Origin of the sequence: Bifidobacterium hominis (genome assembly GCF_040095915.1) — a bacterium.
GTDB classification, from domain to species: Bacteria; Actinomycetota; Actinomycetes; order Actinomycetales; family Bifidobacteriaceae; genus Bifidobacterium; species Bifidobacterium hominis.
Map to the genome: position 1 here is coordinate 17,636 of NZ_JBBMFR010000003.1, position 18,970 is coordinate 36,605.

Here is an 18,970-nt window from a genome sequence, read left to right on the forward strand (position 1 = left end):
ACGTTTACAAAAAGTTGAAGGAACCCATGAAACCTCAGCTGGGAGATACCATCAGCAATCGCTACGTGCTCGTTTCGCCGTTGCGCGAAGAAACCGGACTGCAGGTCTGGAAGGCCAGCGACCATGTGCTCGCACGGGATTGCCAGCTGTTTATCGTCAGCAGCAGCAAGGCATTGCAGGAAGTCAACGCAACCGCTTCCATGCTGGCCATTTCGCACGACTCCCACTTCACAAAAGTGTTGCAACTCCAGCATGTCGGCAAGGTCGCGCTGGTGGTGACACAGCTTGACGAAGGCATGGCCCTCAGCGAATATCTTGCGCTGAACGCCAACCAGCCGTTGAGCTATACAGCCATGCGTTCCATCATTGGCGAAGTCATCGAATCGTTGCATGTGCTGCAAAAAGACAATCTCACGCATTTCTCCATCAGCACCGACACGGTGCGCCTGACCCGTTCCGGCATTCAGATTGCAGACGCTCCGGTGAGCGTCATGCTTGCCGACACTTCTCGCGCGCAGGCTTTGGAAAATCGGGAACAGCTTGCGATTCGGCAGATTGCGGCATTGCTGTATGCGATGCTGACCCGCCGTCCGTCCACATTGTCGACTGATTTCCGTCTGGACGCGCTCGCGCCGACCACGCCGATGGAATTCCGTGTGATCTGCAAGCGCGGACTTGAGCTTGAAGAGGCCGACGGCTTCCCCACCGTTCCGATGGCGACTCTCGCGGAATTGGAGGCGCTGCTTGGCGAGTACCAGCCGCTGTCATCGTTGGGGGGTATGGATGTCACGTTGCCTTCCATGGATTCGGAGTGCTCGATCGCCAATGTTCCGTTGCTGCAGATCCTTGAGAAGGATACGCTCCTGCTACCGGATACGCTGGCGGTGACTGGAAGCATTCCGGAAATGACGTTCACGGCTCCCGAACCGCATAACGATTTTTCCGATGGCAAGGAGGCTTTGGCGAAAAGCGTCGCAGCCACCAGCGGAGCGGTGAAATCGTTGTGGAGCAGCGGCCGTGAGCTGCTGAGCGAAGAAGACATCGATGGCGTGACCGACACCAGCGATTCCCCCTTCTCCTTCCCCATCAGGGTTTCAGTACCGTCCGACGGCATGTCGTCAGACGATTCCCAGTTGGAAAAAACCGGCCGCATTCCAGTGATCGGCGCGGACGGTCAGGTCATTCAGCCCGGCGAGGAGTCCGCTCGCGCGTTGAAGGCAGAGCAGGAGGCGATCGACGCCGCGTATGCCGCCGGTCGAGCCGCAGTTCCGCCGAGCTTCACACCGAAGAATCCTTCTCCCACGTCGGCGAGTACTGACGTTGCCGACGCGAAACTGTTTGGCAAGCTGAAAACGAAGGTCGTTGCGATTATCGTTGCCGTTCTTGTTGTTGCGGTAGCGCTTGGTTTCGCTATTCAGGGTTTGATGAAGCCTTCAGATTCGGTTACGACTGATTCCGAAGGACCATGGCCGGAAATAAATCTTGACAAGGTGCCGTTCGGCGAGGGCGATCAGACGGATGCGAATTCCGCGGATTCTTCCAATTCTGATAAGTCCGGCAATACCGATAAGTCCAACAATACCGATTCGTCCAATTCCGCGGATTCTTCCGATACTTCCGCCAATGCGCCGGCATCTGGCGATTCATCATCCAAGAAACTCAAGAAAACCGAAGACAAGGTCGTGACCGCTGACAAGCAGTCGAAGAAGGTACCGAATCCGAAGCAGCCGGAAAACACGACTGCATACGAAATCGACAATCGTCAGTTCCTGTCGAACCCTGACGGACAGCAGGGCTACGGATATTACGTGCACCTGAGCCAACCGCAGAACGTGTCTCGCATGGTCATCAAGATTCGTTCTTCGGGCGGCCAGGGATACATTCGCGTGAACGCGACGAACAGCCCGTCCCAGGGTGAGCAGGTGGCACAGTTCAAATTCGACGATTCCGGCACTACCGAAGTGAAGTTCGACAAGTCTGTGAAAACGCAGGACATCATGCTGTGGGTGCCGCTTGACAGTCTGCCCGGCAGCCAGCTGTACATCGATTCCCTGCAGATCTTCTAATCGTTGTCACCATCTTTCTAACGTTTTCCGGAAAAGACGCGCATGGAGGGCACGTGTAATATGCACGTGCCCTCCTTTGTATCTGCCACTCGATTGTCTGCCGAAATCGTTGATGTCAATCAACTACATATCCCAAATTAGTGGTCAAATCGACTTGTGCAGACATACAACCGGGGTTGTACAGACAATCCGCCGCGCAGACCACTTACTCCGGCCAGTGTTCGAAGAGGGTGAGGAGCTTTTCGACGTTGACGTCGCTCCAGCTGTCGATTCGGGGACCATCGTACGCGCTGTTGTACGGCTGATCGAACACAACCACGTGCTGCCCGGCTTCGCGCAGGGTTTCGATGTTCGCCGGCGAATCGTCGATGTGGATCGTGGCCTGCATACTGTCTTTCAGCCCAGTGAAGCACAGGCTCATGTACGGAATGTGATTGCTATCCAACCATTGCGCGGTGTCGGAAACGACCATCTGATGCTGGCCGGACACGAACAGCCGATGCGTGACGATGCGAATGTACACGTGCTCGCCCGCCAATCGTTGCAGCGCCTGCGCTACCCCCGGAAGCGGCTTCATCGTCGCATACAGATGCTCACGTTCCGCGGCTTTATGCGTTTCGATGTAATCGTCAAGCGTGTCGAACGGCCATCCATCCTCGCGGGTGAGATTGTAGTGCGCGGCCCGCAACGCACGTTCCGGCACGTCAATGCCCTGCCGATGCAGATAATCGCGGATCGCACCTTTGTAATCCGCGCAGACGCCGTCCAAATCGAGATTGAGCACGCGATATCCCTGCACGCCCACGCGCTGACTCTCGTATTGTTCAGGAATAGTCGCCATATCACGTTCCTTTCTTATGCCTGATGCCGATCAGCCCGTCGAATAGCCACGCCAATCAGCTCGCTATCAATCAATGTACCGTGACATTCGTCGGCAACAAGCGCAAATACTCCCGCAGGTAAGGAAGATAGAAAAGGGATAGAAAAAGACGAGATTGCCAAAAATCTTACAGGAGAACGATTTTGAGACTTTCATAAAAAGACAGAAAATTCAAAGATCACACCACTTCTTTTTGCGACGGCGATACTGCCCGGCAATCGACGATCAACTTTCATCACAGCATCATTACGTTTATTTCAAGATTAGCCGATGAAAATACAAAAGAATCAACGATCGTTGCATGACATTGACGGTTGCACCTGCCTATAATGAAGGCACAACAGAACAAAGAGACACGATGCGGCAGGGACCGGAGAGAAAACCGGAACCGCACCCCACACGCGGGGAAACGGCAACGCCACCCGCGCTGAAACAATAAACAAGACTTACGGCAGCGGCCAGAGGAAAGAAAAGAAAACAAGAACGCCGCCAAGCCGAACGAAAGGAAACATCATGAAGAACAACACTTTCAACCAGATCGTCAACGCCAACCTCGCTTCCATCGATCCAGGCTTCGGCCAGTTCGCACTCGCCAAGGCTAGCGCCGATCTGTTCAAGAAGGTCATCAACAAGTGACCCAAGGCCTGCACAAGCAGGCGTCACACTTAAATAACCAAAGGGCTTGCGTTCCGCATGGAGCGCAAGCCCTTTTCTCATGTTCCGCTCAAGCACTGCCAAGAATCCAGCCACCACCAGCAACTGCACACACAGCCCCTCACATAACCACACACAACAACTCGTGTTTCACGTGAAACTCTGTAGATGATCCGATTCGGAAGGTACTTGATAATACGCCATAAGAAAAAGGAATGCGCGAAATCGTGAGATGCGTGGATGTCCGTTTTGACGATTCGCTACAGTGGGAATATGAGTGATTTGCGAGATGCGATTATTGTCGGGTCCGGCCCTGCCGGATATACCGCAGCCATATATTTGGGCCGAGCTGGATTCAAACCACTGGTCATCGCGGGCGCGCTGACCCCAGGCGGGCAGCTCGTCAACACCACCGAAGTGGAGAATTTCCCAGGCTTCCCCGATGGCGTTATGGGACCGGAACTCATGGACAATATGCAACGCCAAGCGGAGAAGTTCGGCGCAGAAATCATTTGGGATGACGTTGTTTCCGTGAGCAACGATGACGCCACCGGCGTGAAAACCGTGCGCGTCGATCTGGGAGACGTTTTCGAAACCCGTGCTTTGATCATCGCAACCGGATCGGAATACCGCAAGCTCGGCATCCCCGGAGAGGCGGAATATTCCGGCAAGGGCGTGTCATATTGTGCGACTTGCGACGGCTTCTTCTTCCGAGATAAGCCGATTATTGTGGTCGGCGGCGGCGATAGCGCATTCACTGAAGCTGATTTTCTTTCCCGATTTGGATCGTCGGTGACGTTGATTCATCGTCGTTCCGAATTCCGCGCATCGCAGATTCTCGTGGAACGCGCTCAACAGAATCCGAAAATCACCATCATCACAGATTCCGTGGTGGAGGAAATATTGGGAGACGACAACGGAGCACAATCCGTGAACATTCGCAACGTCATCACCGGAGAGATTGGCACGATTGCCGCAAACGGTATTTTCGTAGCGATCGGCCACTCCCCCGCCACAACTTTTATTGACGGCATTGTGCAGCGAGATGCGGCTGGATATATTCAGGTGGATGGCGCCAGCACACGCACCAGCACTGCCGGTATTTTTGCAGCAGGCGATTGCGTTGACAGTATTTACCGTCAGGCGATCAGTGCCGCCGGCATGGGCTGCCGGGCTGCCCTTGACGCCCAAGCCTACCTAGAGCAGTAGCACTCCCCATGACGGTCATTCATACAGTCATCTCACAATCATGACTGTATGAATGACCGTTATGTGACCGTGATACACGGTCATGCCCTGCAAAAACTGGAAAAACGAACGGAAGGGCGGCATATTCTGTTCACGACTGTAAGCTTGGTCAAACAGCCTTGAGTGTGTCGTGAATAGAATATGCCGCCCTTCTGCGAACATCACACTGATCAGACAGAGAAACTCGAGAAATACTATTCTTCAGCAGAAGGCATGAGCATGTCGACAATGCGCTTCATGTCGTCTTCGGATTTGAACACGATTTCGATGCGACCATGTTCCTTGGATCCCTTGATGGACACCTTCGTGTCGAACCTCTTTTCAAGGCCGACCTGCATTGGCGTTCCCGCCCACGGATTCAGTTTGCTGGTCTTCACCTTCTTCGGCTGATCCGATTCGGCGGCCTTCATCGACACGATTTCCTCGGTGCTGCGAACAGACAGTCCTTCGGCGATAATGCGCGTCGCAAGCTGTTCCATATCAGCTTCGGCCGGCAATCCCAGCAGCGCACGCGCGTGACCTGCCGATAAGAGTCCGGAAGAGACCTTCTTTTGCACGGTTGCAGGCAGATTCAACAATCGCAAGGTATTTGCGATCTGCGGGCGTGATTTCGATACAGATTTCGACAATTGCGCCTGTGTCAGACCGAAATCGTCGATCATTTGCTGATAGGCAGCCGCTTCTTCCAGCGGATTCAACGCAACGCGATGCAGATTCTCCAGCAGAGCGTCACGCAACATGTCATCGTCTGCCGTGGTTTTGACGATCGCAGGAATCGTTTTCAGACCTGCGATCTGTGAAGCACGCCAACGACGCTCGCCCATGATGAGCTCATACATGCTATCCATGCGACCGTCGAACATATTGTGCGGCTCGGCATTGTTGGCGGCGTTCTCCTTGCGCGCGGCCTCAATCTGCGCGAGAGGACGTTTCCGTACGACAATGGGCTGCAGCACGCCGACTTCCTTGATGGAATCGGCAAGTTCACGAAGATCATCCTCGTCGAAAATAGTACGCGGCTGATGCAGGTTGGGTCCGACGTCACTCAGACGCAATTCAACCAAGTATCCACCCTGCACCGGCAGCAGTTCCGGTTCGCTGTTCTTTGCATCTTCGTTCTTTTTTACCGCTATAGTTTCACGTGAAACACTCCCCTGCTTCACATCGGCAGAAGGAGCGACAGGACTAGTGGCACCGAAGAACATGTCAGCTGGATGAGCCGCTTCGTTCAGCGTGATGGAAGGCATGCTGGCACGATGAACGCCTCCCTTCTTGATTTCACGTGAAACGTTTTTCTTCATGTCGCGGACGGCATCGACGGAAGCCTTGGCTGTCACCATGGAGCTTTTAGCGCCTGCGTTCTTTCCCACCGACGGCACGTCGGCACTGTCAGCCATATTTCCGGAAGTTTTCGCGGACGATTTGTTATCAGCCTTCACCCCTACAGCAGGAGCAGCCGGCTCAGAGGCAGCTTCCGACTTTGCCGACTCTCCTGGAAGAGACGGAAACAGCGCGCCGAGACCCCTGCCTAAACGTGATTTCGTAGCCATAATCAGTTCTCATTCCTTCTTGCATCGATAGCCTGCAACACCGTCTGCGAGCGACGTGCGAGTTCCAACGCGGCCTCGCAGTAGGAGATTGCACCCATGCCCTTGGGGTCGTAGGCGATAACGCTTTGATTAAAGCTTGGCGCTTCCGATATTTTCACCGTTCGTGGAATCGTGGTGTCCAACACGATGGTCGGATAGTGGCTTTTGACCTCGTCATGCACTTCACGGCTGAGCAGGGTTCGCTTATCGAACATGGTAATCAGCATGGTAGAAACGAGCAGTGACGGATTGAAATGTTCCTGCACCAGCCCGATGGTATTGATAAGCTGGCCAAGCCCCTCCAACGCATAGTATTCAGCCTGGATCGGAATCAGCATCTCATGCACCGCGCACATGGCATTAATTACCAGCAGTCCAAGGCTTGGAGGGCAATCGATAATCACGTAATCGTAGTGTTCCTCGCTGTTCTCAAGAAACTCGTCAACCGCGGTTTTCAGCAGCACATTGCGATTTTCCATGTCGGCGACTTCCAGCTCGGCACCACTCAGATCAATGGAGGCCGGTACCACATCAAGCAGATCGAAATCAGGGCAGGCACGCTTGACTTCGGCAATGGTTTTCCTACCTTCGATCACGTCGTATACCGACGGCTCTCCCGACGCATGCGGAGCACCCAACGCGGTCGACGCATTGCCCTGTGGATCCATATCGATCAGCAGCACTTTGGAACCGAACTGAGCCAACGCAGCGGAAAGATTCACCGCAGACGTGGTTTTGCCAACGCCGCCCTTCTGGTTAGCGACCGCAATCAGTCGCGTCTGCTCCGGCTTTGGGCAAACGGCCTTCTGCAAGGCGCGATAGCGAGACGATTCGTCGGCGATCTGCGAACCAAGAGGAGAATCCGATCCTCCGAAAATTCGTTTGATGGTTTCCGTTGCCGATTCCATCGATGTCAGGTTATCTGGTCCTTCAGGTCCAGTCATACGTCAGCCTTCCTTACGATATGCTTAACATTCAAGTTTCATCATTTGGGTGGACAGAATCAGCCCATCTCACCCATTGTGCGCAAATGTGGATAACTGTGGATAGTCAGTGGATAACTTGCGCTACTCACAAAAAGTTATCCACAGATATTTTATTGCCATTCCAACATTTTCTCTGCGGTTTATTTCAACGATTCCCCAGCTGTGGATAATGTGGACAACTCGCCTAAATTGTGGATAACTTACTTTTTATCCACCATGAGCACATGGGTTGATTCAAGCCCAGGACCGACCTCGGCATTCACCACTCGCGGACGCACGCCGCCGCACTTGGCAATCTCCTTGGAGGCTTTTTCGATCTCCTCCTGAGCGGATCTTCCCTTCAATGCGACCAGACATCCACCGCGTTCAAGCAACGGCAACGTCCACCCGGATAGTTTGGTCATCGGCGCAACGGCACGACAGGTCACCACGGCGAACGGATGCCTTGCCTGAATGGGCTTGCCGTCCAAATCCAGTACAGGACCGCGGGCAACCGCTCCCCTGCCGTTCCTGCCGCCTTTGCTGTTTCTGCCGTTTCTGGCGTTTCCATTGCCATGGTTGCCGCCTTGAGTGCCAGACGTACCCACAATGGCCTCGATCATCTCATTGGCCCTGGCACGAACCACCGTAACATTCTCCAGCTCCATGTCCGCCACGCACTCGTTCAGCCATTCGATACGCCGTTCCATAGGCTCTACAAGCGTGAACTGGTGATCCGGCAGGCATGCGGCCGCAACGATACCGGGGAAACCGCCACCGCTGCCAATATCGGCAACCGTTTTGAACTGCTTATTGGCCGTGGATTCCCTCACGAAAGGCACAATGGCAGCCGAATTCAGAATATGGCGTTCCCAAATAATCCCAACGTCTCGTGGCCCGATCAAGCCACGGGGTTCGCCTTCTTCGGCAAGTTTCGCATGAAAGACACGCAGCTTGTCCAACGCATCCCCCAGCACTTCCTCAAGAATCGGCGAATCATCAAGTTCGTCTGTCACATCACTCATGGGCACCATCCTATATCCTGCTCTTCCTCATTGCTGGTATTCCAGCCATTACTCCCCGACCAATGCCGGCAATATCGCACGGCCTACGCAGACCGTAAGCAAGTCCATGCGCACATAGGCGTCACGTATCCAGCGCACGACTCGCATGCAGTCATTCACCAATCGCAATAAAAAAGCGCCACCAAATAGTGACGCCATGTTTCACGTGAAACGAGCCGAACTCAGGCCTCATCCTCGTCTTCGGTTTCCTCGGCGGCGGAAGCCTTGAGATACACCGTAACGTAACGATGTGGCTCCTCGCCGTGGGAACGGGACTTCATGCCTTCCTCACGCACCACGTCATGCACGATCTTACGCTCGAAGGAATTCATCGGCTTCAGGTCGACCGGCTCTCCGGTCTCGTGCACCTCGTCGATGGCGTCCAGCGCGATGTCATGCAGACGCTGACGCTTGCGCTTTAGATAGCCGTCGACGTCCACAATGAGATGGGAACGTTCGCCGGTCTTCTGCTGCACGGCAAGTCGCGTCAGCTGCTGCAATGCGTCGACAACCTCGCCGTTGCGTCCGATGAGATGCTTGATATCCGTATCATCATCGGCGACGATTTGCACGGTAGGACGATTGTTGCGCACGCCCATTTCGATATCACCTTCGTAATCAACGATATCGAGCAGTCCTTCAAGATAATCGGCAGCGATATCAGCTTCCTCATTGAGCTGATCGATGGTCTTTTCCTCATCTTGCGCCATGGTGGTTGTACTCCTTTGAGCGGGGTTTCTATTACTAAAAGTCTTGCTATGTAAAGTCTAATTACTGTTTACCACGTCGACGATAAACGCTGATAAAAGTGGTGTGTCCCGCGTTTCACGTGAAACACGGGACACACTCTTACTCACTTCTTTTTCTTTTTACGGCTCGGCTGATGACGCTGGTAGCCGTTCTTTTCCTTCGCTTCGGCGGCTTCCTTGGCCTTCTGCAGCGCCTCTTCCTCGAGGGATGGCAGACCGGCCTTGGCTCGGCGGGCGTTCTCATGAACATGATCACGCTTTTCCTTCGCTTCGGCGGCCGGAGATCCCGGAGTCGGGAAGACGTGGATCTGCCAGATGGAACGCAACAGATTGCAGATGTTGTTGGTGAGCCAGTACACCAGCACAGCGAACGGCATGGCAATACCGGAGACAATGTACATGATCGGGAACATCCACAACATCATCTTCTGCATCATTTCGGTCTGCTTGTTTGCCGCAGACTGAGCCATGTTACGCTTCATGCTGTTGTACTGCATGAACCACAGGCAGAAGCACATCAATGCAACGAAGATGGCGATAACTACTTTGCCATGCACAGCGGCGGTCGTGAAGTTATCAGCCACGTTCACACCAAACACTGTGGTGGACGTGAACTGCTTGGCTGTGGCGATGTCGAAAGCGCCAAGACCCTGTCCGTCCCTGAATTTGCCGCGTGCGATGTACGGAATGGCTGACAGCGTATAGAACATGCACATGAATACGGGACCCTGCACGAACATAGGGAGCATGGAAGTGCAGCCACCCATCGGGTTCGCATCATTGTCCTGGTAGAGCTTCATCATCTCGCGCTGCATGGCTTCCTTGCTGGCGGGATCGTTCTTGCCCTTGTATTTGTTTTGGATACGCTGCATCTTTGGCTGCAGGACGGCCATCTGGGCCTGCATCTTGCGCATACCCTTCATGGACTTGTAGAACAGCGGAAAAACGCATGCCTGGACCACAAGTACTAGGAATACGATGGACATGACCCACGAGAAACCGATCTCGTTCATGCCCAGCATCACCAGGAACTTATGGAATACGGCCATGATCTGCGTCATGAGCCACTCGACGGGATACAGGAGCTTATACAGCCAGCCCCAGAAACCGCTGTCGAGGAGGAATTGATTTTGATTCATTACAGGCCAGTCTCCTTATCGCCTATAGGTTTTTCTACGTTCAGAGGCGTGAGCCGAGGTTCCTCGTGTGCCTTCGACCACGAACATCTGTAAAACAAGGAATAAAGCTGCGGAACGTCGTCAATTCCCCCACGGTTCCACTGATTGCAGCGAAGAAGGCGCAATAACGCAAGAAGGCCACCCTTAAGGCGGCCAAATCGTTCAATCGCCTGAATCGCATAATTGGAACAACTTGGATAATATCTGCAGCAGGGTGCGGTATTCGCGGAAATATGACGTTGGTACCAGCGAATGGCGCGAATCATCCAATTTCCGTCACAACCGGCGTTCATTACTGACGCACGGCCTTACGATTCACCGCTTCAAAACATGCTACGATCTGCTGTTCCAACGATAGAAAATCAGCATGTGCAGCACTTGGCTTTGCACGCAACACGATATCGCAGGATTCAGGTAAGGCAGATTCGTACTTTCGTGCAAGCACGCGGAAACGACGTTTAACGGCATTACGCGTTACTGCGTTGCCGACAGCCTTGGAAACGGCCAAACCGACACGTCGGCCCCGCTTCGTCGCAGAATCGTCAATAATGGCATCGTCGTGCATCAAATAATGCACGACGATGTCTTCTCGCGATACCCTACGACGGCGTTTGAGCACCGCGACAAAATCGCGATGGCTTTTCAGCCGTTCCACCGCTCTATGCCGTTAAATCAGGCAGCGAGGGACTTGCGGCCCTTGGCGCGGCGACGGTTAATCAGAGCGCGGCCTGCGCGGGTGCGCATGCGCTGACGGAAACCGTGCTTCATGTGGCGACGGCGGTTGTTCGGCTGGAATGTCCTCTTCATAATTAATGCTCCCGGTGTTTTTAGCCATGCCAAGGCACGGCTCCTCATGAGTCAAGCTCTACCAAATTACTCTGACCCCTGAACAGAGTAACTGCCTCCGCTAATTCCTTCACATTTTCATGGGGACTCTCCCCACAAAACAATCCACAAAAAACGTTGGTATATCGCCAAACTCCCCACAAAAGTTATCCACAAACTACATCACTGTTATTCACAATTCAATTATTTCAACACGCTTACCGGTGGATAACTCGGGGAAAAGAGAGTACAAATAAACAGTTGCACTACTGGTAGAAGTCTGTCGAGAAAGGGGAATCCGTGGCCGATACGACAACCGATCCTCTCGATCAGGCTCGCGGAGTATGGTCCGACGCGCTGGCGTTGCTGCACCAGAATCCCGCGCTTTCCGTACGTGACAAAAGCTGGCTGGAAAATGTTTTTCCGGAAGGCATGTGGGGTCCCACCATCGTGTTGTGCGTGCCCAGCGCGGCCGCGCAGCAGACGTTGCAGAACGAATTGAGCCAACCCTTGCTGAAGGCGTTGCGCGAGGCCGCCGAACAGGACATTTTCCCCGCATTCAAGATCGTAGAAAAGAAGGAACCCGCCCAGCCGGCCGTAGAGGAATACCCCCATTTTACCCCCGCGCCTCATGTTGAGGAAACCACGCAGGGCCAGCTTCCCATTCCGGTCGTCATGCCTCCGGAACGCCCCAACACCTTCCAACGAGGCCAGAACAGGCCTTTGCTGGATCCTAAGACCCACCTGAACAAAAACGCCACCTTCGACACCTTCGTTCCTGGCGATTCCAACCGTTTCGCGCGCACCGTCGCATTGGCCGTCGCGGAAGGTTCCGGCCATGATTTCAACCCGCTGTGTATCTATGGCGGCTCCGGCCTGGGCAAAACCCACTTGCTGAATGCCATCGGCAACTACGCGCTGGTCAAGGATCCCTCACTGAAGGTCCGTTACGTGACCAGCGAGGAATTCACCAACGAATTCATCGAAGCATTGGGCGACACCAACCAGAATTCCGGCCAAATCAAGGAATTCAACCGTCGCTACCGTGAAGTCGACGTGCTGCTGATCGACGATATTCAATTCCTCAGCGGCAAGGACGCGACACTTGAACAGTTCTTCCATACGTTCAATACCCTGCACCAGGCGAACAAGCGCATTGTGATCGCATCCGATGTGCCTCCGAAGGATCTGCAGGGCTTCAACGAACGCCTGATCTCCCGCTTCGAATCCGGCCTGACCGTTGACGTCAAGCCGCCGGATCTGGAGACGCGAATCGCCATTCTGCGCATGATCGCCCATGGGTCCAACGTTCAGGACGACGTGCTCAACCTTATTGCGGAACGTTTCACCGAGAACATCCGCGAGCTGGAAGGCGCACTGAACCGCGTGACTGCCATGGCTTCCCTGAGCGGACAGCCGGTGACTCGCGCGCTGGCGGAGCATACTCTGCAGGACTTCTTCGCGACCGATGTGGAAATCAAGCCCACCGACATCATCACCCAGGTGGCGAAATACTTCTACATCACGTTCGATGACATCGTCGGCCGTTCTCGCACGAAGAAAATCGCGCTGGCCCGCCAGATCGCCATGTATTTGGTGCGTGAGCTCACCAGCATGAGTCTGAACGACATCGGCCAGGTGTTTGGAGGCAAGGACCACACCACGGTGATGCACGCCTACACCCGTATCAGCGATGAAATGCAGGAAAAGCAGGAAATCTACAACTATGTGACGGAGTTGACGCTGCAGCTCAAGCAGCGTTCCGGCGAGAAATAGCGTTTTTCCGCGACCTCGCGCGTTTACGTGTGTTTTTGGACGCCTCAAAAACGATTTTGGCCTTTTCCGCCTTTTTAGGCGCATTTCAGGCTCTAAGTATGAATATTAGTAAAACCTTTACCAGTTACTTTACCGACCGGGCTGACACGCCGGGCTGTGGAAGATTTTTATTGAAGTTATCCACATAGTTATACACAAATTAGGGATTTCTCGGTGGAAAAGCCGTTGGAAACGCAAAAATTGGCGGTGGATGAGTTGTGGACTATACACAGGCTTTTGTGGATAACTTTTCCGAATCTCCGACCCTGTGGATAACCCATTGATTTGTCCACACTCCATTCAAAAGTTATCCACAGGGAGTGAGGTGCATTGAGCCCTTGCAAAATGTGGGGTCTGTGCACTTACCCACATTATCCACAGGCCTTATTATGACGAATATAGATTGTTATAAGAAAATCATCATCGTCACCATAAGTGGGGAATTCCCCACGCTTCGTCAAAACTCTGACAGCTCGCTAAAATGACTTATGGACCGAATGAAACGAGGAAATTAGCCATGAAAGTTGAAGTCAATTCCCAAGCGCTGGCCGACGCAGTAGCCTGGACCACCCGCGTGATCGACGCTCGTCCTGCATCCCCCATTTTGGCAGGCGTCCGTTTGGAGGCCATCGACGGCACTCTCCAGCTTTCCGCCTTCAATTACGCCATTTCCGCCCGCCACCACATTGAAGCAGGCATCGATGAAGCCGGATCCGTTTTGGTGCTCGGCAAGCTGCTGGCGGATATTACCAAGTCTCTTCCTGCTGCGAAAACCTATCTTTCCACCGATGGATCGACCATGACCATCACCTCCGGCAAGTCCACTTTCACCATGCAGCTCATGCCAGATGCCGAATATCCGGATCTTCCGGTAATTCCGGCCAAACTGGGCCAAGTGGACGCGCAAACCTTTACCCAGGCCGTCACCCAGGCGTCCGTTGCCGTTTCCCGCGAGGAGAATCGCCCCGTACTCACCGGCATCCGCGTGCAGTTCCAAGGCGACAAGGTGATCATGAGCTCCACCGACCGTTTCCGTCTGTCTCGTTCGAGCTTTACGTGGACGCCGGAAAACCCGGACACAAACGCCACCGCACTCGTTCGCGGCGCACTGCTGCGCGACGTGGCACGCTCTCTGGATGAGCACCAGAACATCGTTGTGGACTTCGACACGGAGAATCCGTCGCTGCTGGGCTTCGAGAACGCCGGACGCGTGTCTACCTCGCAGCTGATCGACGGCGAATTCCCCGCGGTCGACCGCCTGTATGCCGACGAATACCCGATTCATGCGGTCATCAACAAGCAGGATCTCATTAGTGCCATCAAGCGCGTCTCTCTCGTCGCCGAGCGCAACGCACCGATCCGCATGGCCTTCACCAGCCAGGAACTCACGTTGACCGCAGGAACCGCGGACGAAGCCCAAGCCAAGGAAATCCTCGACATCGACATGGATGGAGAAGACATCACCGTGGCCTTCAACCCGACCTACCTGATCGAAGGCCTGAGCGCCATCGCGGAACCGTTCGTGCGCATGAAGATGACCACCGCTGTCAAGCCTGTGGAATTCAACGGCCAGCAGGAGTCGGATTCCGAGGAATCCATGGACTACCGTTACCTGCTTGTGCCCATGCGTTTCAACAGCTGAACATAAACCGCTCCGCACAAAACGTGGGTGCATCGCAAAAACAGGGCTGAACATGGCTATTACTGCCGGTTCAGCCCGTTTGCATGAATATTCATGAACAATCATATTCGTAAATAATTGCGACTGTCCACGTAAGAAATTTGCTTTATTCTCAAGGATTGTGAATGTATATTTCCCGCCTAGCGCTCGACCACTACCGTTCTTGGGAACATTGCGTGCTCGACTTCGAACCGGGAATCAACATTCTGCAAGGAGCCAACGGACTCGGCAAAACCAATATTGTGGAAGCCGTCGAAGTGCTTTCCACGGGATCAAGCCATCGCACGTCATCATCATTGCCGCTAATCGAAAAAGGGTGCGCTTCGGCCACCATCCGAGCCAATGTGGAAGACGACGAAACGCAACACACCTATGAAGCGACCATCGTGGCGCGAGGTGCGAATCGGGCGCGAATCGATGGCGGAAAATCGCAATACATGCGCGATCTCATCGGGCGCACGCCCTCCGTCTCCTTTACCCCCGAAGATCAGCGTTTGGTAGCAGGCGACCCAGCAACCCGACGTAACTTCATCAACCAGGCCGCTTCCCTGCTGCTCCCCCACTACGCGCAGCTGCTGCAACAATTCACGCACGTGGCGAAACAACGCACGGCACTGCTCAAACAACTCGGCGACGGCACGAATACCGATTTGCAATACAGCCAGCAGACGGTCTTAAGCGGGTTGGAAATCTGGACAGGACAATTCATCGATCTCGGCATGAGACTGACACAGGAACGCAACGATGTAATCGCACGCTTAGGGGAGCCTTTCGCGCGAATCTACGCGTCTTTGGCAGGCGACGGCGAGCGGGCGGCGCTCGCATACGAGCCATCCTTCGACGAAGTGATGCTGTTCGACGATCCGGGCGCGGAAATCAGCCGTCATTTCCAGCGCATCTACCCGGGCGAAGTGGCACGCGGGCAGAATCTGATTGGCCCGCATCGCGATGACCTGACCTTGCTGCTCAACGACATGCCCGCCCGTGAATTCGCGTCCAACGGCGAGATGTGGACCATGGCTTTGGCGTTGAAAATGGCGCTATATGAAGCGGTTTCCGCACAATTCGAAAGCAAGCCGATCGTGATTCTCGATGATGTGTTCGCACAGCTTGACGAATCCCGTCGTGGACAGATCCTCGATTTCGCGATGAGGCAGGATCAAGTGCTGATCACCGTCGCTGCGGCAAGCGACATTCCGCAAACGGACGTCGTGCACGCGCATGTAATTGACGTGTCCGCGTTGCGTCGGCAATCGCAAGATGGCGGCGATGCCGATTTGGCGGCGATGATGGCGCAGCTTGCGGCAAGAAGGGAGACTGACCGCTGATGCCTAATCCTCCAATCTGCGAAACATTGCATCTCGACCAACGCAAGTTGCCCGCCGAAGTGTTCGAACGCATCAGCAAACGCGCCGGACGTTACAAGGAACGTGAGGAACGTGCGCGGCAGGCATGGGAGAATTTCGGCAAACCCGGACGCGACCCGCAGACGGTCGGCAATATCTTCAACGTGATCGCAACGCAAGGTTCGTGGACGCCGCATTTGAAAATCGCGCAGATGCAGAATCATTGGGACCAGGTGGTCGGTGACGAAAACGCACGCCACTCCTACCCCGTCGACCTGCGCGACGGCATTCTGACGATCCGATGCGACAGCCCCGCATGGACCACCACCATGACGTACATGATTCCGCTGCTGACCGACACCATTCGCAGGAGACTCGAGGGCCTGACCATCAACGAAGTGCGCGTCACCGGCCCCCAGCAACAGGGATTCAGCCGAGGGCGAATGGCCAGAAGGACCCGATATTAGCGAAATATCACGCGATATTGGTGTGATATCGGTGTGATAGTTGGTTTGCGATCGGCCGTTCGTCGAATATGTCCCCGGAGATGACCTTTGCGAGGGCTGGAAAATACTTTTCCGAACGCGAAAAACAGGGGTAAACGGCTGAATTTCAAGGATAAATGCCTCTGGCGCGCTGTCCCCCTGCATGAGTAGAATATCAAGCAGTGTATGTAAACGCCTAGAAGGGGCCTTTATTTGCGTTCTAGGTGGTATCACCTGCGTGAATGACCCTCATTGGCGGGAAAAATGCAGGAAGGAATCTCTGTGGCAGACCTTGATGCGGATTCGCTGAACGAATCAGCTGAAAACACGCAGGAAGATCAGATCCAAAACGATCAGCTCGAAGATGCGCAGCTCGACGACACCTTGGCTCCGGAGCATTACGACGCGTCTGATCTGAGAGTGCTGGAAGGCCTTGAGGCGGTGCGAATCCGCCCGGGCATGTACATCGGCTCCACCGGCCCCCGTGGCCTGCATCACCTGGTGTATGAAATCGTCGACAACTCCGTCGACGAGGCGCTGGCGGGCTATGCCTCGCATATCGAAGTGACGATTCTGCCGGACGGCGGCGTGCGCGTGGTCGATGACGGACGAGGCATTCCGGTCGACGAAGTGCCGGGCGAAGGTGTTTCCGGTGTGGAAACCGTGATGACCAAGCTGCACGCAGGCGGCAAGTTCGGTGGCGGCGGCTACGCGGTCTCCGGCGGTCTGCACGGTGTGGGTATTTCCGTGGTGAACGCGTTGTCGACCCGCGTCGACATCGAAGTGCGCCGCCAGGGTTTCCACTGGACCCAGACCTACATCAACCAGAAGCCGACCTCGCGTCTGCTCAAAGGCGAACCGATGGGCGAAGACGAATCCACCGGCACTTCCGTGACCTTCTGGGCCGACGGCGCCATCTTCGAAACCACCACCTACGATTTCGAGATTCTGCGTAACCGTTTCCAGCAGATGGCATTCCTGAACAAGGGCCTGAAGCTGTCCCTAACCGATCTGCGCGAGCCGGACCAGGCAGGAGACGAAGTCGCAGGCGACGGTAACGACAATGCCGAGAAGCATCAGACAGTCACCTACCAGTACAACGACGGCATCAAGGATTACGTCGATTACTTGGTGAAGTCCCGCAAGGCAACCCCGGTCGAACCGGATGTCATCGATTTCGAAGCGGAAGATCTGAAAATCGGCATTTCCGCGGAAATCGCCATGCAGTGGACCACCGCATACTCCGAAGCGGTGCACACCTTCGCCAACACCATCTCAACCACCGAAGGCGGCACCCACGAAGAAGGCTTCCGTGCGGCTCTGACTTCGCTCGTCAATCGTTACGCACGTGAAAAGAACATCCTCAAAGACAAGGACGAGAACCTTTCCGGCGACGACGTGCGCGAAGGCCTGACCGCAGTGGTGTCGGTGAAGCTCACCACCCCGCAGTTCGAAGGCCAGACCAAGACCAAGCTCGGCAATTCCGAAGCGAAAACCTTCGTACAGCGCGTGATGACCGACAAGCTCGGCGACTGGTTCGATGCGCATCCCAGCGAAGCCAAGAACATCATCCAGAAGGCCATTGAAGCCTCCCGTGCGCGTCTTGCAGCCAAGAAGGCACGTGAGAATACCCGCCGTAAGTCAATCTTCGAATCCGCGGGCATGCCAGACAAACTGAAGGATTGCCAGTCCAACAATCCTGAAGAGTGCGAACTGTTCATCGTGGAGGGTGACTCCGCAGGCGGCTCCGCAATTCAGGGACGCAACCCGATCACGCAGGCCATTCTGCCGCTGCGAGGCAAAATCCTCAACACTGAGCGTGCAAGCCTTGACCGCATGATGAAGTCCGAAACCATCGAATCGCTGATCACTGCGGTCGGCGGCGGTTACGGCGAGGATTTCGACCTGAACAAAGTCCGCTACCACAAGGTCATCATCATGGCCGATGCCGATGTGGACGGCGCGCATATCGCAACCCTGAATCTGACGCTGTTCTTCCGTTACATGCGCCCGATGATCACCGCCGGTTACGTGTATGTGGCCATGCCGCCGCTGTACCGACTCAAGTGGACCAAGGGTGCGCACGACTTCGTGTATACCGACGCCGAACGAGACCGCGTGCTCGCCGAAGGCAAGGCCGCCGGCCGTCAGCTGCCGAAGGGCGAAGGCATCCAGCGTTACAAGGGTCTGGGTGAAATGAGCTACCAGGAACTGTGGGAAACCACCATGGATCCTGACCACCGCATTCTGAAGCAGGTGCAGATCGAAGACGCGGCCGCAGCCGACGAAACCTTCTCCATGCTCATGGGCGACGAAGTCGAACCTCGCCGCCTATTCATCCAGCGCAACGCACGCAACGTCAGCTGGATCGACGCGTAGGAATTTCAAGGACTTCAGGCAAGGTTTCATAAGGATTTAGAAGGAC

17 protein-coding genes are annotated in these 18,970 nt (G+C 54.8%); 8 read left to right on the forward strand and 9 right to left on the reverse strand.

Annotation, left to right across the window (positions count from 1 at the left end; all coding sequences use genetic code 11):
* Nucleotides 1-26 precede the first annotated feature (26 nt).
* On the forward strand, nt 27-2,066 hold the full coding sequence (locus tag WMO36_RS02935; protein ID WP_180753728.1) for a hypothetical protein: 2,040 nt from the start codon (nt 27-29) through the stop codon (nt 2,064-2,066).
* Between the two features lie 205 nt (nt 2,067-2,271).
* Here WMO36_RS02935 and WMO36_RS02940 read toward each other — a convergent pair whose 3' ends face one another.
* Nucleotides 2,272-2,907, reverse strand: a complete 636-nt coding sequence (locus WMO36_RS02940; RefSeq protein ID WP_099571577.1) for a 5' nucleotidase, NT5C type — start codon at nt 2,905-2,907, stop codon at nt 2,272-2,274.
* Nucleotides 2,908-3,459: 552 nt separating this feature from the next.
* On the opposite strand from WMO36_RS02940, the gene WMO36_RS02945 reads away from it, so the two are divergent.
* Nucleotides 3,460-3,582: a hypothetical protein gene (locus WMO36_RS02945; protein WP_260805169.1), complete on the forward strand. Its 123-nt coding sequence runs from the start codon at nt 3,460-3,462 to the stop codon at nt 3,580-3,582.
* 291 nt (nt 3,583-3,873) lie between these two features.
* Nucleotides 3,874-4,809: a thioredoxin-disulfide reductase gene (gene trxB / locus WMO36_RS02950; protein ID WP_099571670.1), complete on the forward strand. Its 936-nt coding sequence runs from the start codon at nt 3,874-3,876 to the stop codon at nt 4,807-4,809.
* 233 nt (nt 4,810-5,042) lie between these two features.
* Here the strand turns inward: trxB and WMO36_RS02955 are convergent, their stop codons facing one another.
* The 8 genes from WMO36_RS02955 to rpmH form a co-directional block, all read right to left on the reverse strand.
* Nucleotides 5,043-6,398, reverse strand: a complete 1,356-nt coding sequence (locus WMO36_RS02955) for a ParB/RepB/Spo0J family partition protein (RefSeq protein ID WP_349076724.1) — start codon at nt 6,396-6,398, stop codon at nt 5,043-5,045.
* Nucleotides 6,399-6,400: 2 nt separating this feature from the next.
* A complete protein-coding gene (locus WMO36_RS02960; protein ID WP_099571671.1) occupies nt 6,401-7,345 on the reverse strand; it encodes a ParA family protein in 945 nt (314 codons plus the stop codon).
* A gap of 278 nt (nt 7,346-7,623) precedes the next feature.
* Nucleotides 7,624-8,427 (reverse strand): 16S rRNA (guanine(527)-N(7))-methyltransferase RsmG, encoded by an 804-nt coding sequence (locus tag WMO36_RS02965; RefSeq protein WP_349076727.1) that lies wholly within the window; start codon nt 8,425-8,427, stop codon nt 7,624-7,626.
* A 221-nt stretch (nt 8,428-8,648) separates the two neighbouring features.
* Entirely contained in the window at nt 8,649-9,176 is a 528-nt protein-coding gene (locus WMO36_RS02970; protein ID WP_099571581.1) for a Jag family protein, read from the reverse strand.
* A 143-nt stretch (nt 9,177-9,319) separates the two neighbouring features.
* The gene (gene yidC, locus WMO36_RS02975; RefSeq protein WP_302695021.1) at nt 9,320-10,354 is read right to left on the reverse strand and encodes a membrane protein insertase YidC; all 1,035 of its coding nucleotides are present in this window, start codon (nt 10,352-10,354) and stop codon (nt 9,320-9,322) included.
* On the reverse strand, nt 10,354-10,659 hold the full coding sequence (yidD, locus tag WMO36_RS02980; protein WP_004222749.1) for a membrane protein insertion efficiency factor YidD: 306 nt from the start codon (nt 10,657-10,659) through the stop codon (nt 10,354-10,356). Before yidD ends, yidC begins: the two co-directional genes overlap by 1 nt.
* 26 nt (nt 10,660-10,685) lie before the next feature.
* Nucleotides 10,686-11,048, reverse strand: coding sequence for a ribonuclease P protein component (gene rnpA, locus WMO36_RS02985; RefSeq protein WP_099595729.1), 363 nt, complete (start codon nt 11,046-11,048; stop codon nt 10,686-10,688).
* Nucleotides 11,049-11,065: 17 nt separating this feature from the next.
* Nucleotides 11,066-11,200, reverse strand: coding sequence for a 50S ribosomal protein L34 (gene rpmH / locus WMO36_RS02990; protein WP_003807168.1), 135 nt, complete (start codon nt 11,198-11,200; stop codon nt 11,066-11,068).
* Between the two features lie 318 nt (nt 11,201-11,518).
* Between rpmH and dnaA the strand changes: the two genes are divergently transcribed.
* From dnaA to gyrB, 5 genes are all read left to right on the forward strand, one after another.
* Nucleotides 11,519-12,994: a chromosomal replication initiator protein DnaA gene (dnaA, locus tag WMO36_RS02995; RefSeq protein ID WP_099571583.1), complete on the forward strand. Its 1,476-nt coding sequence runs from the start codon at nt 11,519-11,521 to the stop codon at nt 12,992-12,994.
* Between the two features lie 556 nt (nt 12,995-13,550).
* Entirely contained in the window at nt 13,551-14,675 is a 1,125-nt protein-coding gene (dnaN, locus tag WMO36_RS03000) for a DNA polymerase III subunit beta (RefSeq protein ID WP_144090113.1), read from the forward strand.
* Between the two features lie 164 nt (nt 14,676-14,839).
* Complete coding sequence (gene recF, locus WMO36_RS03005; protein WP_099571585.1) at nt 14,840-16,042, forward strand: DNA replication/repair protein RecF; 1,203 nt, start codon at nt 14,840-14,842, stop codon at nt 16,040-16,042.
* A complete protein-coding gene (locus WMO36_RS03010) occupies nt 16,042-16,527 on the forward strand; it encodes a DciA family protein (protein ID WP_099571586.1) in 486 nt (161 codons plus the stop codon). The genes recF and WMO36_RS03010 overlap by 1 nt, the downstream gene beginning before the upstream one ends.
* 282 nt (nt 16,528-16,809) lie before the next feature.
* On the forward strand, nt 16,810-18,924 hold the full coding sequence (gene gyrB, locus WMO36_RS03015) for a DNA topoisomerase (ATP-hydrolyzing) subunit B (protein WP_410050771.1): 2,115 nt from the start codon (nt 16,810-16,812) through the stop codon (nt 18,922-18,924).
* Nucleotides 18,925-18,970 lie beyond the last annotated feature (46 nt).